Source organism: Pseudonocardia petroleophila, assembly GCF_014235185.1.
GTDB classification, from domain to species: Bacteria; Actinomycetota; Actinomycetes; order Mycobacteriales; family Pseudonocardiaceae; genus Pseudonocardia; species Pseudonocardia petroleophila.
Genome location: NZ_CP060131.1, coordinates 3,741,316 through 3,758,767 on the forward strand (window position 1 = coordinate 3,741,316; position 17,452 = coordinate 3,758,767).

At 73.6% G+C, this 17,452-nt stretch carries 19 protein-coding genes; 3 read left to right on the plus strand and 16 right to left on the minus strand.

All coding sequences use genetic code 11. The features are described 5' to 3' along the window. The first annotated feature begins 1 nt into the window (after position 1). Positions 2 to 1,270 carry an LLM class flavin-dependent oxidoreductase gene (locus tag H6H00_RS18700; protein WP_185717036.1) on the plus strand — a complete coding sequence of 423 codons (1,269 nt, stop codon included), beginning with the start codon at positions 2 to 4 and terminating at the stop codon, positions 1,268 to 1,270. Between the two features lie 62 nt (positions 1,271 to 1,332). Here the strand turns inward: H6H00_RS18700 and H6H00_RS18705 are convergent, their stop codons facing one another. Continuing rightward, positions 1,333 to 2,088, minus strand: coding sequence for a GntR family transcriptional regulator (locus tag H6H00_RS18705; protein ID WP_185717037.1), 756 nt, complete (start codon positions 2,086 to 2,088; stop codon positions 1,333 to 1,335). A gap of 135 nt (positions 2,089 to 2,223) precedes the next feature. Here H6H00_RS18705 and H6H00_RS18710 point away from each other — a divergent pair, with 135 nt between their 5' ends. Further along, the gene (locus H6H00_RS18710) at positions 2,224 to 3,168 is read left to right on the plus strand and encodes a 3-carboxyethylcatechol 2,3-dioxygenase (RefSeq protein ID WP_185717038.1); all 945 of its coding nucleotides are present in this window, start codon (positions 2,224 to 2,226) and stop codon (positions 3,166 to 3,168) included. A gap of 99 nt (positions 3,169 to 3,267) precedes the next feature. Further along, on the plus strand, positions 3,268 to 4,128 hold the full coding sequence (locus H6H00_RS18715; RefSeq protein WP_185717039.1) for an alpha/beta fold hydrolase: 861 nt from the start codon (positions 3,268 to 3,270) through the stop codon (positions 4,126 to 4,128). A gap of 5 nt (positions 4,129 to 4,133) precedes the next feature. On the opposite strand, the gene H6H00_RS18720 is transcribed toward H6H00_RS18715, so the two are convergent. The 15 genes from H6H00_RS18720 to H6H00_RS18790 form a co-directional block, all read right to left on the minus strand. Beyond that, on the minus strand, positions 4,134 to 4,544 hold the full coding sequence (locus H6H00_RS18720) for a Zn-ribbon domain-containing OB-fold protein (RefSeq protein WP_185717040.1): 411 nt from the start codon (positions 4,542 to 4,544) through the stop codon (positions 4,134 to 4,136). Further along, positions 4,544 to 5,722: a thiolase family protein gene (locus H6H00_RS18725; protein WP_185717041.1), complete on the minus strand. Its 1,179-nt coding sequence runs from the start codon at positions 5,720 to 5,722 to the stop codon at positions 4,544 to 4,546. The genes H6H00_RS18720 and H6H00_RS18725 overlap by 1 nt, the downstream gene beginning before the upstream one ends. A 44-nt stretch (positions 5,723 to 5,766) precedes the next feature. Then, positions 5,767 to 6,264, minus strand: coding sequence for an aromatic-ring-hydroxylating dioxygenase subunit beta (locus H6H00_RS18730; RefSeq protein WP_185717042.1), 498 nt, complete (start codon positions 6,262 to 6,264; stop codon positions 5,767 to 5,769). Then, a complete protein-coding gene (locus H6H00_RS18735; protein ID WP_185717043.1) occupies positions 6,261 to 7,919 on the minus strand; it encodes a class I adenylate-forming enzyme family protein in 1,659 nt (552 codons plus the stop codon). Before H6H00_RS18735 ends, H6H00_RS18730 begins: the two co-directional genes overlap by 4 nt. Then, positions 7,916 to 8,146 (minus strand): hypothetical protein, encoded by a 231-nt coding sequence (locus tag H6H00_RS18740; protein ID WP_185717044.1) that lies wholly within the window; start codon positions 8,144 to 8,146, stop codon positions 7,916 to 7,918. Before H6H00_RS18740 ends, H6H00_RS18735 begins: the two co-directional genes overlap by 4 nt. Continuing rightward, complete coding sequence (locus tag H6H00_RS18745) at positions 8,143 to 9,438, minus strand: aromatic ring-hydroxylating oxygenase subunit alpha (RefSeq protein WP_255425256.1); 1,296 nt, start codon at positions 9,436 to 9,438, stop codon at positions 8,143 to 8,145. The genes H6H00_RS18740 and H6H00_RS18745 overlap by 4 nt, the downstream gene beginning before the upstream one ends. Further along, positions 9,435 to 10,349, minus strand: a complete 915-nt coding sequence (locus tag H6H00_RS18750) for a catechol 2,3-dioxygenase (RefSeq protein WP_185717045.1) — start codon at positions 10,347 to 10,349, stop codon at positions 9,435 to 9,437. Before H6H00_RS18750 ends, H6H00_RS18745 begins: the two co-directional genes overlap by 4 nt. Positions 10,350 to 10,386: 37 nt before the next feature. After that, entirely contained in the window at positions 10,387 to 10,737 is a 351-nt protein-coding gene (locus H6H00_RS18755) for a 2Fe-2S iron-sulfur cluster-binding protein (RefSeq protein ID WP_185717046.1), read from the minus strand. 98 nt (positions 10,738 to 10,835) lie between these two features. Continuing rightward, positions 10,836 to 11,609: an enoyl-CoA hydratase/isomerase family protein gene (locus tag H6H00_RS18760; RefSeq protein ID WP_185717047.1), complete on the minus strand. Its 774-nt coding sequence runs from the start codon at positions 11,607 to 11,609 to the stop codon at positions 10,836 to 10,838. After that, the gene (locus H6H00_RS18765; protein WP_185717048.1) at positions 11,606 to 13,987 is read right to left on the minus strand and encodes an acyl-CoA dehydrogenase family protein; all 2,382 of its coding nucleotides are present in this window, start codon (positions 13,985 to 13,987) and stop codon (positions 11,606 to 11,608) included. The genes H6H00_RS18760 and H6H00_RS18765 overlap by 4 nt, the downstream gene beginning before the upstream one ends. Then, positions 13,978 to 14,385, minus strand: a complete 408-nt coding sequence (locus H6H00_RS18770; protein WP_185717049.1) for an HTD2 family dehydratase — start codon at positions 14,383 to 14,385, stop codon at positions 13,978 to 13,980. The genes H6H00_RS18765 and H6H00_RS18770 overlap by 10 nt, the downstream gene beginning before the upstream one ends. Continuing rightward, positions 14,382 to 14,876, minus strand: a complete 495-nt coding sequence (locus H6H00_RS18775; protein WP_185717050.1) for an FAS1-like dehydratase domain-containing protein — start codon at positions 14,874 to 14,876, stop codon at positions 14,382 to 14,384. The genes H6H00_RS18770 and H6H00_RS18775 overlap by 4 nt, the downstream gene beginning before the upstream one ends. Then, complete coding sequence (locus H6H00_RS18780; protein ID WP_185717051.1) at positions 14,873 to 15,307, minus strand: Zn-ribbon domain-containing OB-fold protein; 435 nt, start codon at positions 15,305 to 15,307, stop codon at positions 14,873 to 14,875. Before H6H00_RS18780 ends, H6H00_RS18775 begins: the two co-directional genes overlap by 4 nt. Continuing rightward, complete coding sequence (locus H6H00_RS18785; protein WP_185717052.1) at positions 15,304 to 16,446, minus strand: thiolase C-terminal domain-containing protein; 1,143 nt, start codon at positions 16,444 to 16,446, stop codon at positions 15,304 to 15,306. Before H6H00_RS18785 ends, H6H00_RS18780 begins: the two co-directional genes overlap by 4 nt. Then, the gene (locus tag H6H00_RS18790) at positions 16,443 to 17,447 is read right to left on the minus strand and encodes an NAD(P)H-dependent flavin oxidoreductase (protein WP_185717053.1); all 1,005 of its coding nucleotides are present in this window, start codon (positions 17,445 to 17,447) and stop codon (positions 16,443 to 16,445) included. The genes H6H00_RS18785 and H6H00_RS18790 overlap by 4 nt, the downstream gene beginning before the upstream one ends. Positions 17,448 to 17,452: the final 5 nt, after the last annotated feature.

A 17,452-nucleotide genomic window follows, 5' to 3' on the forward strand; every position in this document is an offset into this window, starting at 1 on the left:
AATGCGGTTGGCATCGTTCCTGCTGCCCAGTGCGGCGGCGACCCCGGAGCAGTTCAGGCAGGGCTACGCCGGGGCGAACCCGAACTTCTACCAGCGGGCGCTGTTCGAGAACGGCGCCGTGCTGCGCCAGCTCGACGACCTCGGCTTCGATTTCGCGGCGTTCTCCGAGCACCACTTCCATCTCGAGGGCCTCGAGATGTCGAACAACCCGATCCTGCTCGGTGCCTGGGCGGCTGGGTTGACCACGCGGTTGCGCATCGCGCAGATGGCCACCGTGCTCCCGGCCCGCAATCCCGTGCTGGTCGCCGAGGACCTCGCGATGCTCGACCACTTCAGCGGCGGCCGGATGATCGCCGGCTTCGCCCGCGGCTACCAGAGCCGGCACGTCACGACCGTCGGGCAGAAGAACGGCGCCGTCGCGACCTATGCGACCGACCCGCAGTACGCCGAGCACGACGCCCAGAACCGCGAGCTCTTCGAGGAGGCCTACCAGGTCGTGCGCGGGCTGTGGGAGAACCGCGAGTTCTCCTTCCACGGCACGCACTGGCAGGTGCCGCCGCGCGGGATCACGTGGGACCACCCGGGGACGCGGGAGATGGCACCGGCCACGGTGGGCGCCGACGGCACCGTCCAGAAGATCGGGATCGCGCCCAACACGCTGCAGGACCCGTCGACCATCGAGCTGGTGGTGCCGTTCACGCTCAGCCCCAACACCATCCGGTGGGCGGCGCGCGAGGGCGGCTGGCCGATCATCTTCAGCCCGATCGAGGAGACGGTCAAGATGTGCCTCGACGCCTACCACGAGGAGGCGAAGCTGCGGGATCCGGCGATCGGCTGGGGGCGCAACGTCGGGCACTTCCGCGAGGTCGTGGTGGCCGACACCGACGAGGAGGCCTTCGCCATCGGCCGGGACGCGCTGGGGTTCATCTGGCCGACCTGGCACGACCACTTCGGGTTCAACGAGGCCCTGCGCCGCCCGGGCGAGGAAGGGCCGGTGCCCAACGACTACCGCGCCATGGTCGACCGCGGGTTCTCGATCACCGGCTCGGTCGACACCGTGGCCCGCAACCTGGAGAAGGCCGTCGAGGCGTTCGGCATCGAGCTGCTCGTGCTGTGGATGGGGATCGGTCCCGCGCCGCTGGACAAGATGCTGCGCAGCAACGAGCTGCTGGTGGAGCAGGTCCTGCCGAAGATCGGCATCAAGCTCGACCGCTTCGAGCCGACCCTGCGTCCCGAGTTCGACACCGCGAAGTGGACCGCCGCTGTCTGAGACGGGCCCGCGGGCCCGCGGGCGGCGAGGTGTCGGGGACGCGGGGCGGACATCGCCGCGCGTCAGGCTCCGGCCGCGTCCCCGACGTCGTCGGGGGACCGCGTGCCCGTCGCCCAGATGATCTCCAGGGTGCCGACGATGTGGGCCTCGGTCTCCTTGCGGGCCGCGGCGCCGTCGCGCTCGCCGAGCGCGGCGAGGATCTGCTCGTGGTCGGCATGGCGCAGGTCGAGCGCCGACGACAGCGGGGCGAGCGCCCCGTGGGTGTTGATCAGGAAGTCGCTGAGGTCCCACATCCGCCGGCTGGTGACGGCCATGACGGGGGACGCGGCCATCTCGTGCACCACACCGTGGAAGGTGCGGTTGTGGGTGCGGTAGCCGCGGCTGCGTTCGGCTGGGTCGGTGACCGCGCGCAGGTCGCCGATCCGGCTCTCGGCCTGGGCGAGCCGGGTGAGCTGGGCGTCGGTGCGCCGGCTCGCGGCGATCTCGGCGATGGTTCCCTCCATGGCGCCGAAGAGCCTGAAGAAGTCGTCGACCTCCCGCTGCGGATAGCTGCACACCTGGCATCCGACCTGCGGGATGATCTCGACGAGGCCCTCGCCGGAGAGCCGCCTCAGCGCCTCCATGACCGGCTGCTTGCTCACCCCGAACTCGGTCCGCAGGGCCTCGACCTGAAGCCGTTGGCCCGCGTGGAAGACGCCGTCGAGCAGCTGGTCCTTGATCTGGGCGTACACCAGCGATCCGAGGCCCTGCGCGCTCGGTCGCCGGCCGGGGCCGGTGACCGGCCGGGGCCGGCCCCTCCCGCCACCGCTGATGGTCATCGTCCCAGCCTATCCGGGGCCGTGGTCCGGTGCGCCCGGACGCGGCGGCGTCGCGCCCCCGCGAGATCCTTGTCCTCCTCGGCCGGCGGGGCCTACGATCTGTTGACACGCTAGAATGCTAGCCGGGAGTCACCGATGACGCTGTCCCTGTGCACGACGTCGCACACCCCGCTGATGGGCCGGGCCGACCCGGGCGCCGGTGTCCGGGAACGGGTCGAGGCCGCCTTCGACCAGGCGCGTGCCACCATCCGCGACGCCGATCCGGAGCTCGTGATCCTGTTCGCGCCGGACCACTACAACGGCTTCTTCTACGAGGTCATGCCGCCGTTCTGCATCGCGGCCGCCGCCGAGTCGGTCGGTGACTACGGCCTGCCCGCCGGGCCGCTGCCGGTCGACGCCGCTGCCGCCCGCCGGATCGCCGCTGCCGTCCTCGCCGACGGCATCGACGTGGCGGTGTCCGAACGCATGCAGGTCGACCACGGGTTCACCCAGCCGCTGCACCTGCTCTTCGGCGCGATCGACGCCGTCCCGGTCGTGCCGGTGTTCGTCAACTGTGTGGCCGAGCCGCTGGGCCCGGTGACGCGGGCGCGCCTGCTGGGTGCCGCGGTCGGGCGCGCCGCGCAGGCCCTCGGCAGACGCGTGCTGATCATGGGCTCCGGTGGTCTGTCGCACGATCCGCCGGTTCCCCGGATCCAGGACGCGCCGCCCGAGATCGCCGAGCGGCTGATAGCCGGGCGCAACCCGGCGCCCGAGGTGCGCGCGGCCAGGGAGTCCGGGGTGGTGCGGGCCGTCGCCGCCTTCGCCGCCGGCGACTCGCACCTGCTGCCGCTCAACCCCGGGTGGGACGCCGATCTGATGGCACTGCTCGCCGGTGGCGACCTGGAGAGCATCGACGCCCGGCCGAACGACTGGTTCGCCGCGAACGGCGGGCACTCCGCGCACGAGGTGCGCACCTGGATCGCCGCCTACGCCGCGCTCGGTGCCGCCGGCCGCTATCGGGTCGACACCTCCTTCTACGAGGCGATCCCGGAATGGATCGCCGGATTCGGGCTCACCACGGCCCGCACGCTCCCCGTCTAGCCACCCACCCGGAGAAGAGGCCGCCATGGAACCCGACCCCCGGCGCAGCGCACTGTGCCACCGCGACGACGCCGCGCCGCGGACGCCGGCGGACGCGACATGAGCCGCCCGTCGATCTGGTCGGCGCTCGCGGGCCTCGCGTTCACCGTCGGCTACGTGCAGGTCGGCGAGTGGCGGACCCGGGTGCTGGAGGCGGGCGCGGGCGAGCCGCTGGTGCTCATGCACGGCACCGGCGGCCACATCGAGGCCTACGCGCACAATCTGGTGCCCCTCGCGCAGCACTTCCGCGTGATCGCCTACGAGTACCCCGGGCACGGGTGGACCACCCACGCCACCCGCGACCTGGAGCTGCCCGACTACGTCGCGCATCTGGACGGGCTGCTCGACGCGCTGGGCGTCGGGCGCGCCCACCTGTCGGGGGAGTCGCTCGGCGGCTGGCTGGCGCTCAAGTACGCGGCCGCCCATCCGGGGCGCGTCGGCCGGGTGCTGCTCAACACCCCGGGCGGCACGATGGCCACCCCCGAGGTGATGGAGCGGATCCGCAGCCTGTCGCAGGCCGCTGCCGACGACCCCAGCCACGAGCGGATCAGGGCCCGCCTGGAGTGGCTGATGGCCGACCCGTCCTCGGTCACCGAGGAGCTGATCGACATCCGCCGGACGATCTACGCCCGTCCCGGGTTCGCCGGGTCCATGCGGCACCTGCTGTGCCTGCAGGACCCCGAGGTCCGCGCCCGCAACCTGGTCACCGACTCCGAGCTGGCCGCCGTCGCCGGGCCCGCGATGGTCGTGTGGACCAGCGACGACCCGTCCGGCCCGGCCGCCGCCGGGATGGCGATGGCCGAGAAGATGCCGGACGCCCGGTTCGAGGTGATCAAGGACGCGGGCCACTGGCCGCAGTGGGAGCAGCACGAGGTCTTCAACGCGCTCGCGCTGGACTTCCTGACCGGGAAGCGCGACTGAGGAGCTCAGCCCACCGGGCGGAACTGCGGTACCTGCCCGCCCCCGCCCCGCGCCTCGAAGGTGAGCTCCACCCGCTGCCCGACCGCGACCGCGCCAGGGTCAGGCACGTCCACGAGGTTGGTCATCAGCTGGGGCCCGCCGTCGAGGGCGACGATCGCCACCACGTAGGGCTGGTCGTCGCGGTAGGCCTCGTAGGCGGCCTGGTGCACGACCGAGAACGTGACGACCTCACCGGTGGTGGCCGGGGGGCGCCAGCCCATCTCGGAGCCGCCGCAGCGCGGGCAGCGCGGCCGTGGCGGGAACACCCAGTCCGCGCACGGCTCGCACCACGGTGCGGACAGCTCACCGCGGGCCGCCGCGGCCCAGTAGAGCGCCGACAGTGCGGTGGGTTCGGGGGCGGGCTTCGCGGGGGCCATCAGGACTCCGCCCGGTCGCCGAGGATCAGCGTGGCGTGCTCGGAGAGCATCCCGCCGTGGGTGTGCACGAGCGCCGTGGACGTCCTCGGGGCCTGGCGGTCCCCGGCACGCCCCATCACCTGCAGCGCGCCCTCGACGACCATGCTCATCCCGGACGCGTCCCCGGTGTGCCCGAACGACATCAACCCTCCGTACGTGTTGACCGGCAGCGACCCTCCGGGCGCGGTGGCGCCGCTGCGGTAGAGCTCGGGAGCCTTGCCCCGCCCGGCGAGACCGCATTCCTCCAGGTACATCAGCGGGTTCGAGGAGAAGGAGTCGTAGAGCTGGGCGACGTCGATCTCCGAGGGGGCCAGTCCGGACATCGCGAAGGCCTGCCGGGCCGCGTCCGTCGCGCCGCCGGTGTCGAAGGTCGACCGCATGCTGACCGCACCCTCCATGTGCACCTCCCCGTAGCCCAGCAGGTAGGCGGGGCGCTCGTTGACCGCGCGTGCCCGCTCCCCGCTGGTGACCAACAGTGCGGCACCTCCCTCCAGCGGCACCGAGCAGTCGTAGAGGTGGAACGGGCTCGCGATCATCCGCGAGCCCAGCACGTCGGCGACGGTCAGCGGGCCCTTGTCGCGCATGAACGCGTCCGGGTGCAGCAGCGCCCACTGCCGCTGGGCCACCGCCACCGCGGCCAGGTCCTCCCCGGTGGCGCCGGTCTCGGCCATCCAGCGCTGCGCGAACAGCGCGTAGAGCACCGGGATGTAGGTGCCGTAGGGGTACTCGAACTCCGGATGGCTGACGAACTTGGCGATCTTCTCACCGCTGGCCGCGCCCACCTTGGGGAACTTGCCGGCGGAGATGCACAGCACGGCGTCCGCGCGCCCGGCCGCGATGGCCTCGGCGGCGCGGGCGACCATCAGCGCGTAGCCCGCGCCACCGGCGTACATCGTCTGGGAGAACCGGGGCCGGATGCCCAGCTCGTCGGCGACCTTCTCGTGCACCGCGACGTCCGCGCCGCCCTCGGTGAGCACCCCGGTCGGTGCGGCCAGCACGCCGTCGATGTCACCGGGGCGGACGTCCCACTGGTCGAGGAACGCGGAGATCACCGCGGAGTGCAGGGCGAGCTCGTCGAGCTCGGGATAGCGGCCGGGCCGGATCTCGGTGACGGCCGCCAGGGCCGGGTCGTTGCGCACGTGCTCCCTCTCGGGTCGGGGTGGCTGATCGTCGGGGCTGGTCTTCAGAGCAGGAACGCCATCGACGGGACGGCTCCGGTGCGGTCCACGAGCAGCACCTTCTTGCGGGTCATCCGCAGCCCGCCGTCACCGGCCGGGTCCACCAGGTCGAACTCGAGCCGCCCGGCCCAGACGTGCGTGCGGTCCATCCGGAACTCGTGCAGCGCGAACGCGGCGTGCACGGTGACGGCTCCCGGCCCGGCGTGCTCGCGCTCGACACCGGAGACGATGCGCACCGTCCGGGAGAACGGCACCTGCGAGTAGCGCTCACCGGTCAGCAGCTGCCGCACCCGGGTGTTCATCCGGCGGCCGTTGTCGTAGACGTAGGAGATGACGCCGGTCCCGTCGTGGTCGTCCCCGGCGGGGACCCAGTACAGGACGTCGCGGTCGTCCGCCCACAGCCCGAGCCAGTCGTCGTAGCGGCGCTCGTCGAGCAGCCGGGCCTCCCGGTAGACGAACGCCTGCGCCGCGTCCGGTGAGACGTCGAGCACCGAGCCGGTCATCGCGTTCCCACCGCGGCGGTGCGGTGCCAGGGAAGGCGTTCGGGATGCTCCGCCAGGTCGGCGATGATGGTCGGCTTGAGCACCTTGCCGGTGACTCCGCGGGGCAGCGCGTCGACGACCGCGACGTGCTTGGGCACCTGGAACGCGCCGAGCCGCTCCCGGCAGAAGGTCAGCAGCCCGGCCGGGTCCGGGGTGGCGCCCCGTCGGGCCTCGACGATCGCGACCACGGCCTCGCCCCACTCCTCGTGCGCGGCGCCGACCACCGCGACGTCGGCCACGTCGGGGTGCTGGGCCAGCACGTTCTCCACCACGCTCGGGTACACGTTCATCCCACCTGTAATGATCATGAAGTTCTTGCGGTCGGTGAGGTAGAGGTAACCCTCGTCGTCCATCCGGCCGATGTCGTGGGTGCGGATCCACTCACCGTCCAGTAGCCCGGCGGTGAGCTCGGGAAGCCGGTGGTAGCCCAGGCAGTTCATCGGGGACCGCAGCCGGACCTCACCGCTCTCACCGCGGGCCACCTCGCGGCCGTCGTCGTCGGTCACCGCGACGTCGACCCAGGGTCCGGGCCGGCCGCAGGACGTCAGCAGGCCCGGCTCGCCCCCGAGCCCGCGCAGGTGGTCGGCGTGGGTGAGCACGGTGACCCAGCCGCCCGAGCACTCGGTGATGCCGTAGATCTGCACCAGCGCCGTGGCGGGCAGCGCGGCGTGCACCCGGTGCAGCAGCGCCGGGGGAGCGGGCGAGGAGCCGTAGACCAGGGTCCGGAAGCTCGACAGGTCGTGGCTCCCACCGTCACCGTGGTCGAGCTCGTCGAGCACGCGGCGGATCATCACCGGGGCCAGCACCGTGCCGGTGACCCGGTGCCGCCCCACGGTGTGCAGGAAGTGCGCGGCGTCGAAGCCGCCCGGCCCGCCGGGCAGCACCACCGTCATCCCGTTCACCAGCCCGAGCAACGCGAGCAGGCTGGCGATCCAGGCCAGCGAGGTGGCCTGGAACCACACGTCGTCCGGACCCAGGCCGGTCATCAGGACGGTGTGCACCAGCACCGCGGCGACCGCGGCCTGGCTCACCAGCACACCCTTCGGCATGCCGGTGGTGCCGGAGGTGTAGCTGATCAGCGCCAGGTCGCCGGGGCGCGGCGCGGGCAGGTCCAGCGCCGGGCCGGCGGACAGCTCGCCGAAGGAGGCGTCGAAGTCCGCGAGGCGCGGCGCGGCCGGGTCCCCAGGGGTCAGGGAGACCAGCAGCCGGCCCTCCGCGCGCAACGCGCGCTCCTCGCCGCCGAGCAGGTCCGCCAGCGCGGCCTCGACCACCACCATCCGGGCGTCGCAGTCGCGCACGACGTGCAGCACCTCCCGGGCGGCGAAACGGGCGTTGATCCCGACCCGGACCGCGCCCAGGCGCAGGCAGGCCAGGTAGTGCACGAACACCTCGAGCCGGTCACGCGCCAGCATCCCGACCGCGTCGCCCGGCGCGACGCCCAGCGCAGCCATCCCCGACGCGAGCGCGCCGACCTGCGCGTCGAGCTCGGCCCAGGTCAGCGAGCGGCCGTCCTCGCGCACGGCGGTCTTGTGCGGGGCCCGGCGGGCCCACCCGGCCAGCAGTTCCCCGGCCAGCACCGGCCCGGCGGCCCCCGCCGGGCCCGTCGCGCCGGTCACCGGCGGCCCGGTCCGTCGGCGGCACGTTCGGTGCGGGCGATGATCCGGTCCGGGTCGCTGAACCGGGCCAGCTCCGCCGGATCGGTCCACACCAGCGCCTCGAGCTGCATCGGGTCGAGGTACACCGCCGCGCCACCGCGCAGCAGGTCGCGGATCCGCAGCCGGGCGCCGTGGCCGGTCTCGTCGAGCTCCACCTCGACGGCGGCGAACTCGTTGGACAGCATCACCGGCCCGACCCCCCGCCGGTCATCAGGCGCAGGTAGTTGCGCCAGAACGCGCGGTGGCTGGTGTCGTCGGTGGCGTTGGAGACCTCGACGCCGTCGGGCAGGGTCTGCTCCCGGTGCAGCCCGCGGCTGCGCAGCAGCCACTCCGGTTGCCGCGCGGCCATCCCGCGGAAGTTGCGCTCGTACATCGCGCTGTCGTCGGCGATCACCATGCCGGCCGGGCCGATCGACCCACCGGTCAGCTGGAAGGCGCGCCGGTTGAGCTGCTCGGCGCCCTTCCAGCGGATCGGGGCCTGGTGCTGGATCGTGCCGCCGGCCGCGAGCGGCTCGATGACCAGGATGAACAGCTCGGCGATGAACAGGTTGGGGAAGATCATCGTGTGCGGCGGGCCGTCGACGAGCAGCTCGTCGGCGTGGTCGCGGCCGTGCCGCTGCGCGAGCGCCGCGGCGTAGTCGGACAGCTTCTCCTCGGCGCTGGCACCGAGCCAGAGGTACTTGCGCCCGACCTTGCGGAACTGCGGGCGCCAGTCCATGTCGGTGTGCCCGTTGCCGAGGTAGCGGGTCTGCGACAGCGCCTTCTCGCTGGTGACGTCGGCGTCGGCGACCAGTGACCAGTTGCCCATCATGGTCAGCGACCGGTGCACGAAGTTGCCGTGGTAGGCGTCGATCTCGTTCTCGAACGCGATCTTCCAGTTGGTCTCGGTGCGGTGGTGCAGCCAGCCCGCGGTCAGCTCCACCTCGCCCTCGGGGGACAGCTCGCAGAGCCGGTCGATGGTCTCCCGGGCCGGCCCGAGGAACTCCGCCAGCGTCGGGACGTCGGCGGCGACGCTGGCGAACAGGAAGCCGCGGTAGTCCTGCGCGTGCGCCGGGCGGGCCAGGCCGTGGTCGGCGCGGGCGAAGTCGGGCCCGTAGCCCGGCCGGAACGGCACCCCGACGAGCTCGCCGTCGTTGCGGAAGGTCCACCCGTGGTACGGGCAGCGGAACGACGAGGAGTTGCCCGTCCGGTCGTGGCAGAGCAGGTTCGCCAGGTGGCTGCACCGGTTGAACAGGACGTGCACCTCGCCGTCGGCGCCGCGGCTCACGATCACCGGCTGGGTGCCGATGGTCTTGAGGACGTAGTCGCCGGGCTGCGGGACCTCGCTGGTGTGGGCGACGTACACCCACCCGGAGTGGAAGATCCGGTCCATCTCGTCGGCGAAGACCTGCGGGTCGGTGTAGAGCCGGGAGTGCACGCGGTCGGTCCGGACCAGCTCCGCGTACGGGACGCCGGTGGCGGCGTCGGTGGCGGCGCTCACGTGAGCGCCGACACGAAGGTGTCCTTGACCTCCCGGCCGATGTAGAAGATCCCTTGCGCGAGCTTGTCCGCCGTCCAGGTGATGGTCGGGAAGTCGGGGTAGACCAGGTAGCCGCCGGAGAACACCTCGTTGCGGTTCCCGGCCGGGTCGAAGAAGTAGATCGTCTGGCCGCGGGTGATGCCGTGCCGGGTCGGGCCGGCGTCCACCGGTACGTCGTCCATCGAGAACAGGTCGCCGGCGTGCCGGATGGCGTTCCAGTCCTCGAGCAGGTACGCGAAGTGGTGCAGCTTGCCGTTGGGGCCCTGCAGGAACGCGATGTCGTGCGGGGTGTTGGAGCACGACATCCAGGAACCGATCAGCGCGCCGTCGTCGCTCTGGTCGGTGACCAGGCGCTCCACGGCGCGGAAGTCGAGCACCTCGGCGAAGTAGCGCTCCAGCGTCACCGGGTCCTCCGCGGTGATGGCGGCGTGGTCGATCCGCGGGACGCCCACGCCGACGAGGTGCCGGGGGAACGGGGCCGGGTTCAGCGCGCCCACCTCCGTGCCCACGCACTCGGTGTCGGAGTAGAGCTCCATGACGTGCTCGCTCGGCATCACGATGCGGACCCCGTCGCCGACGGCCAGGTTGTCCCCGGCACTCATCCGCTCGGTGATGCAGCCGAACGCCTGGGCCCGCTTCTCGTAGACGTCGAGGTCCTCGGAGCGGGCGACCTTATAGCCCAGCTTGGCCAGCCCGACCCCACCGGGCTCGACGACCACGGAGTGGTGGTCCCACTCGTCCCAGGCCTTGAAGTACAGCTTGCCGTCCTGCTCGGCGGTCAGCCGCATCCCGAGGGTGTCGCCGTAGTGCGACTTGGCCTCCTCGACGTCGGTGACCCGCAGATGTACGTACCCCAGTCGCATGACGGCCATGTCCGTGCTCCTCGTTGCCTCGTGGTGGTGGTGGAGATCAGGTGGTGTCGGGCCCGCCGCGGGCCCGCCGGGCCGCCGCGGCGTGCAGGAACGGCAGGACGACCTTCAGACGCTCGTCGCGCAGCCGGACCACCACGTCACCGCGCGGCACGGCGCGGCAGGTCAGGCAGGTCCCGTCGCGGCGCTCCTGGTCGGTGAGGACGGTGGCGGCCACGACGGCCGGGTAGTCGACCGCACCCTCGATGAGGTCGACCTTGCACAGCGCGCAGCCGCCGCGGCGGCAGCCGACGCGGTAGCCGTATCCGGAGCGGAACAGCGCCGCCAGCACCGTCTCGCCGGCCCGGGCGGTGACCCGGACCCCGTCGGGCTGGACCTCGATGTCCGCCACGTCCACTCCCGTCCGGCGAGTTCGTTCGACCTATCAGTCAGGAGAATTACACTCGATTCGGGGCCGGTCAAGAGCCGGCCGGTCCCGGGCGACGGCGCTCAGCGACCCGGGAACCGGGGGGCCCGCTTCTCCTGGAACGCCGTGATCCCCTCGAGATGGTCGGCGGAGCCCATCGCGAGGGTCTGGTGGGCGATCTCCAGCTCGAGGTAGCTCTCCAGGTCGCCGCTGACCGACCGGTGGGCCAGCGCCTTGCCCAGGCCGAACGCCCGGGTCGGGCCCTCGGCGAAGCGGTGCGCCATGGCCATCGCCGCCGCCAGCAGCTCGTCGGGCGGGTGGATCTCCCGCACCAGGCCGAGCCGCTGCGCCTGGGTCGCGTCGAGCGTCTCGGCGAACAGGAACATCTCCTTGGCGCGGTGCAGGCCGACCATCCTCGACAGCAGCCACAGACCGCCGCCGTCGGGCACCAGCCCGACGTTGGCGAAGCTGGCGATCATGCGCGATCCCGTCGCGGCGAGCCGCACGTCCCCGGTGAGGGTGATCGAGAAGCCGACCCCCGCCGCCACCCCGTTGACGGCCACGATCAGGGGTTTCTCGATGGCCAGCAGCGCGAGGGTGGCGGCGTTCGCGCTGCGCATCCAGGTGCGGGCGGCGCCCGGGTCGGGACGCGCGCTCATCGCCGCGATGTCGCCGCCCGCGCAGAAGGCCCGCCCGGCGCCGGTGAGCACCACCGCCCGCACCGCGGGGTCGGCCTGCACCTGCGCGGCCCGGTCCGCGAGCTCGCTGCGCATCGCGTGGTCGAGTGCGTTGAGCTTCTCGGGCTTGTTCAGGGTCAGGACGGCGACCGCGCCGTCGCGGTCGAGGGTGACGCTCATCGAACGTCCACCGGTAGCGAGGAGGGACCGTTATCGGGGTGCATGGTGCCTCCGTCGGAGCGCTGAGGTGGATCGACCGGGCGGTCGAGGGCGTCGAGACCGAGGGTGCTCGGCCGGTCGGCCCGGTAGCGACGGGCGAGGACCGCCAGGTGCTCGGCCGCCGTCCCGGCGGACAGCGCGACGGCGGTCGCGCGGCGCGAGTACAGGTACAGGTCGGACTCCGTCACGTAGCCGATGGCGCCGTGCAGCTGGTGGGCGAGCCTACTGATCGCGGTCGCGGCACGCCCGGCCCGGGATTTTGCCGCCGCGACCGACCTCCGCGTCGGACGTCCGGCGCCGAGGTCGGCGAGGGCGGCGTCGACCAGCAGCCGCGCGCACTCCAGCGCCGAGCCCATGTCGGCGACGTGGTGGGCGACGGCCTGGAAGGTGCCGATCGGGCGGCCGAACTGCTCGCGCCCGCCGACGTGGGCGACCGTCCGCTCCAGCAGTTCCTCGGCGAGGCCGACCAGCTCGACGGCGGCCAGCAGCGCGCACACGTCGGCGACGCCGTCGGCCCGGTCCGGGCGCAGGGGCGCCGAGACGTCCGCGGTCCGCAGGGCCACCGCGGTGCAGACGACGGTGCCGAGCGACTCGCCGGAGATCGACCGCAGCGGCACCACGGTGAGCCCGTCGGCCGCGGTGTCAACGATGACCAGCCGGGGCGCGCCGGCGTCGTCGGCGGCGAGTGCCACCACGACGGCACCTGGCGTGGCGTCCTCCAGCCGGTGCAGGTCGCCGTCGAGCCGGTACCCCGCGCCGTCCGGGCGCAGAGCCAGCCGGCCCGGCGGCGCGGCGACGGTGGCGGCGCCGGTCGCGAGCCGGGGCAGCCACCGCCGCTGCTGCTCGGCCGAGCCGGCTCCGGTCAGGGCCAGCGCCGCCGCGGCCGTGCAGCGCAGGGTGCTGGGCAGCGCGGCCCGCGCGGCTTCCGCGAGCACGACGGCGAGGTCCGCCGGCGCGGCCCCGGCGCCGCCGTACGCCTCGGGGACGGCCAGCGCCGGCCAGCCCTGCCGGCACACCGCGGTCCACAGCTCGGCGCGGTGACCGGCGTCGTCGCGGGCCAGGCGGCGGCGGTCGACGTGGTCGCGCAGGAAGGCCGCCGCGGACCCGCGCAGCGCCCGGTGTTCCGGGCTCTCGCCGGTCCGGGGCCTGGCCCGCCCGACCGCGGCCGGCGCGGACCGCGCCGAGGTGGGCAGGCCGTAGCGGCGCTGCGCGACCATCGTGCGCTGCACCTCGTTGGTGCCGCCGCCGAAGCGCAGGTAGGGAGCTCGCCGGTAGGTCAGCTCGGCGAACCCGTCGAGCGGCGATCCGGGCTCGCCCAGTGCCAGCCGGGAGCGCTCTCCGCACATCTCCAGTGCGGCGTCGGAGAGCTCGGCCACCAGCTCGGTGGCGGCGACCTTGAGCATCGCGGCGTCGGCGTCGGACAGCCGGCCGGCGTCGATCTCGCGCAGCGTGCGCAGCGCGAGCAGGCGCACCGCGCGCACCCGGGTCTCCAGCTCGGCGAGCCGGACCGCGGTGGCCCCGTCCGGCCCGGCGCCGCGGCTCAGCTCGGCGGTGAGCCCGTCGAACAGGCGGCGCAGCACCCCAACCCCGGCGATGCCGACCCGTTCGAGGGCGAGCGCGGTGGTGACGTAGGTCCAGCCCTGCCCGGCCTCGCCGATCAGGTGGTCGGCGGGCACCCGGACCCCGGTGAAGGTGACCTCGTTGGTGCGCAGCCCGCCCCAGGTGGGCAGCGCCCGGACCGCGATGCCCGGCGAGTCGAGCGGGACGGCGATGATGCTGATCCCGCGGTGCCGCGGTGCGTCGGGGTCGGTACGGCAGGCCAGCCACTCGTGGGTTGCGTGGTGGGCCCCGGTGTTCCACAGCTTGTGGCCGTCGATCACCCAGTCGTCGCCGTCGCGGACCGCGCGGCAGCGCAGGTTCGCGAGGTCGGTGCCCGCGACGTCCTCGCTGTAGCCCAGCGCGAACTCGGTCTCACCGGAGACGATCCCCGGCAGCCAGCGGCGGCGCTGCTCGTCGGTGCCGATGCGGGCGATCGTCGGGCCGATCGACACCGTCGTCATCAGGTCCGGGTGCGGAGTGCCGAGGTAGTCGCACGCCTCGAAGAACAGGAACTGCTCGACCGCGGTGCGGCCCTGGCCGCCGTACTCGGCCGGCACCCCGATCCCGAACCAGCCCCGCGCGACCATCGTCTCCAGTATTCCGCGGACGGCCGGGTGCCGGTCGGCGACGGCGGTCTCCCGCCAGTCGGGCAGCGCGGCCCGCAGCTCGGGGGTCAGGTGCTCCAGCAGGACGTCGCGCACCTCGCGCTGCCAGGCGTCCTCGGCGGGGGTCAGGTCCATCCGAGCTCGACCGTTCCCTCGCCGGTGGTGGTGGTGCGCCCGTCGGCGGTGGCCAGCCAGACCTCGCAGCGGACCGTCCGGCCGTCGGTACCGACCTCGAGCACCCGCCCGTGGGCGAGCAGCTCCTCGTCGACGTAGGCCGACGCCCGGTTGCGGTAGCGGAGTTCGACCAGCCGGCCCGGCCGGGCCCACCCGGTGAGCAGCTGTTCGAGGTAGGTGCCCTGCAGCGGCCCCGGCACCACGACCGCGGGATGGCCGGCGACGTCGCGGGTGTAGTCGGCGTCGTAGTGGATGCGGTGGGAGTTCCACAGCACGGCCGAGTACTGGAACAGCTCGACGGCGTCGGGCCGGTGGCCGACCGGCCCGAGCGGGTCGCCGACCAGGGGGTGGTCGCTCATCGCAGGATCCGGGAGTAGTCCTCCACCACGACCTCCTCGCCGAGCTGGTTGGTGAGCCGGTGCCGCAGTCCCATGAGCACGAACGGGCCCGACGAGCCGGACTTCTCGGTCAGCCCGGTGATCGTCTTCTCCAGGGTGATCCGGTCGCCGGCGTGGATCCGGCCGGGGAACCGGGCCCGGGTCTCCCCTGCCATCACCTGGGTCACGGCCATCGGGGGGAGGTCGGCGTCGGGGGTGCCGTCCTCGGCGAGTGCGGTGCGCGGCCGGATCAGCGCCGCCGAGATGCGCACGGCCACGTAGAACCCCGGCGGGGCCACGATCGTGCGGTACCCGGCGGCGTGGGCGGCAGCCTCGTCGAAGTGCTCGGGCGCGGTCTCACCGACGGCGTGGCAGTACTTCGCGATGTCGGTGGCGCTCACCTGCACCGTCACCGGCGGGTCGCTGCGTCCGATCCAGGCCCGCGCCTCGTCGGTGACCAGCCCGCCGGTCACCGGGAACCGCTCCCGGCGGGCTGCCAGACCGGCAGCGCGATGCCCGGGGCGACCGGCTCGAACGCCACCTCCAGCGGCATGTCGATCTCCAGCTGCCCCGGTGGCACGCCGCGCAATCGGCCGAGCATCCGGGCCGGCGCGTCGTCGAGCTCGACCGCACCGACCGCGAACGGCAGCGCATCGGCGTAGGCCGCGATCGTGGTGTGGTGCACGACCGTCCACGTGAACAACGAGCCGGTGCCCGCGACGGGCAGCCAGCGCAGCTCGGCCGGACCGCACCCCCCGCAGGTGTCGCGCGGCGGCCACTGCACCCGGTCGCACGCGGCGCACCGCTGCACCACGAGCGAGCCGCGGGCGGCGGCGGCCCAGTACCCGCCCAGCACCGGGTCGTCCGGGTCGGGCAGCGGTGGTGTGGCCCGCTGCGCGCTCACCGGGTCAGCACCGCGATCGCGCCGTCGCCCATGTCGCCCCATCCGGTCACCGCGACCACCTCCGCCCCGGGGACCTGGCGGTCCCCGCCGTCGCCGCGCAGCTGCACGACCGCCTCCACCACGTGGTTCATCCCGGCGATGTGCCCGTCGGAGAGCAGCCCGCCGTGCGGGTTGACCGGGAGCCGCCCGCCGAGCGCGATGCCGCCGTCGGCCACGAACGGGCCGCCGTCGCCGCGGGCGCAGAACCCGGCCTCCTCCAACTGCTGGATCACCTCGAAGGTGAAGCAGTCGTAGATCATCGCCGCGTCCACGTCCGACGGGGTCACCCCGGCCATCGCGAACGCGCGCGGTGCCGCCCTGGTCAGCCCGACGGTGAAGAAGTCGCGGCGGTTGACCAGGTCGTCGGGCGAGTCCGGGTGGCCCTCGGCCAGCCCGGCCAGGTGTACCGGGCGGTGGCGCAGGTCGCGCGCCCGGTCCGCGGCCACCACCAGCACCGCACCGGCACCGTCGGTCTCCTGGCAGCAGTCGAGCAGCAGGTAGGGCTCGGCGATCGGCCGGCTGCTGCGGTACTGCTCCATCGTCATCGGCCGCCCGTGCATCTGCGCGTGCGGGTTCAGCTGGGCGTGCGCGCGCATGGCCAGCGCGACGGCGCCCAGGTGCTCGCGGGTGGTGCCGAACTCGTGCATGTGCCGGCGGGCGATCATCGAGTACCACTGCGCGGGCGTGCTGAACCCGTGCGGGTGCTCCAGCTGGCGGCGGTAGCGCTGGCCGGGCAGCAGCACCCCGATCCGCTGCTCGACCCGCGACCCCGAGCGGCCGTTGCGCGCGACGAACACGAGCACGCAGCGGGCCGCGCCGCTGGCCACGGCCAGTGCGGCGAGCCGCAGCCCGGCGACCGTGCTGGCCCCGCCCAGGTGCGGCACCGCCGTGAACGTCACGTCGGGCAGCCCGAGGCCCGCGATCAGGTCCTCGGCCGAGGGCCCGAACGGGAACGGCACGATGCCGTCCACCGCCGAGGTGGGCAGGCCGGCGTCGGCGCACGCCGCCCTGGCGGCCTCCACGGCGAGGCGCTCGGCACTGCGGCCGCTGGCCCGGGAGAACTCGGTCAGCCCGATCCCGGCCACGCACGTCCCGGTCACGGCGCCACCCGCTCGGTGAGCCCGCACAGCGCCCGCTCGGCCCCGCCCACCAGGTCGGCCAGCACCGCCGCGGCGCCGTCCACCCGGTCCACCAGTGCCGTGGACTGGCCGAGCGGGATCGGTGAGCCGACGACGTCACCGTCGCGCAGCCCCTTCAGGACCAGACCCTGCCGGTTGATCTCGACCGCCTGCTCCGGGAAGGGTTTGATCTCCCGGGTCGCCCAGTGGGCGGTGAAGTCGTTGGTGGCCAGGCGGCAGGTCTTCCCGGACAGCGCCCGCGAGATCACGGTCTGGTCCTCGGTGCGCGCCACCGCCTCCTTGCGGACGTCGTCGTGCACGGCGGCCTCGTGGGTGGCCAGGAACCGGGTGCCGACCCAGACGCCGTCGGCGCCGAGCGCCAGCGCGGCGGCGACACCGGCCCCGGTGGCGATCCCGCCCGCGGCGACCACCGGGATGTCGACCTCCCGGACCACGGCGGGGACCAGCACCGACAGCGCGACGGCGCCGGTGTGCCCGCCCGCCTCGGTACCGGTGGCGATGACCGCGTCCGCGCCGAGCTGCTGCGCGCGTGCGGCGTGCCGGGCGGTGCCCACCAGCGTCATCACCCTGATGCCGTGCTCGTGCGCCTCGTCGGCCGCACCGGCGGGCAACTTCATCGCGTAGACGATCAGCGGCACCCGCCTGCGGTAGACGATCTCGAGCAATTCCGCGCGCAGCGCCGGGTCGACCGCGTGCGAGGTGCCCTCGCCGGGCCCGGCGGAGCGCTCGCCGAGATCCGGGAACAGGAAGTCGACCCCGAACGGGGCCGAGGTCGCCGCCTGCACGAGCGCGATCTCCTCGTCCAGCTCAGCCGGGCTCATCCGCGACGCCCCGATGCACCCGACGCCGCCGGCGTCCGACACCGCGGCGGCGAGCCGCCCACCTGCCACCACCCCCATCCCGGCCTGCATGATCGGGTAGCGCACCCCGAGCAGATCGGTGATACCGGTCCTCCACGCCATCGCTG

Bases quoted from the DNA above. Each gene is read 5' to 3' on its own strand.
- H6H00_RS18710 (WP_185717038.1), top strand. From the start codon at position 2,224: ATGACGCTGTCCCTGTGCACGACGTCGCACACCCCGCTGATGGGCCGG.
- H6H00_RS18730 (WP_185717042.1), bottom strand. From the start codon at position 6,264: ATGACCGGCTCGGTGCTCGACGTCTCACCGGACGCGGCGCAGGCGTTC.
- H6H00_RS18765 (WP_185717048.1), bottom strand. From the start codon at position 13,987: ATGGACCTGACCCCCGCCGAGGACGCCTGGCAGCGCGAGGTGCGCGAC.
- H6H00_RS18700 (WP_185717036.1), top strand. From the start codon at position 2: ATGCGGTTGGCATCGTTCCTGCTGCCCAGTGCGGCGGCGACCCCGGAG.
- H6H00_RS18770 (WP_185717049.1), bottom strand. From the start codon at position 14,385: ATGAGCGACCACCCCCTGGTCGGCGACCCGCTCGGGCCGGTCGGCCAC.
- H6H00_RS18760 (WP_185717047.1), bottom strand. From the start codon at position 11,609: ATGAGCGTCACCCTCGACCGCGACGGCGCGGTCGCCGTCCTGACCCTG.
- H6H00_RS18750 (WP_185717045.1), bottom strand. From the start codon at position 10,349: ATGGCCGTCATGCGACTGGGGTACGTACATCTGCGGGTCACCGACGTC.
- H6H00_RS18790 (WP_185717053.1), bottom strand. From the start codon at position 17,447: ATGGCGTGGAGGACCGGTATCACCGATCTGCTCGGGGTGCGCTACCCG.
- H6H00_RS18705 (WP_185717037.1), bottom strand. From the start codon at position 2,088: ATGACCATCAGCGGTGGCGGGAGGGGCCGGCCCCGGCCGGTCACCGGC.
- H6H00_RS18720 (WP_185717040.1), bottom strand. From the start codon at position 4,544: ATGGCCCCCGCGAAGCCCGCCCCCGAACCCACCGCACTGTCGGCGCTC.
- H6H00_RS18715 (WP_185717039.1), top strand. From the start codon at position 3,268: ATGAGCCGCCCGTCGATCTGGTCGGCGCTCGCGGGCCTCGCGTTCACC.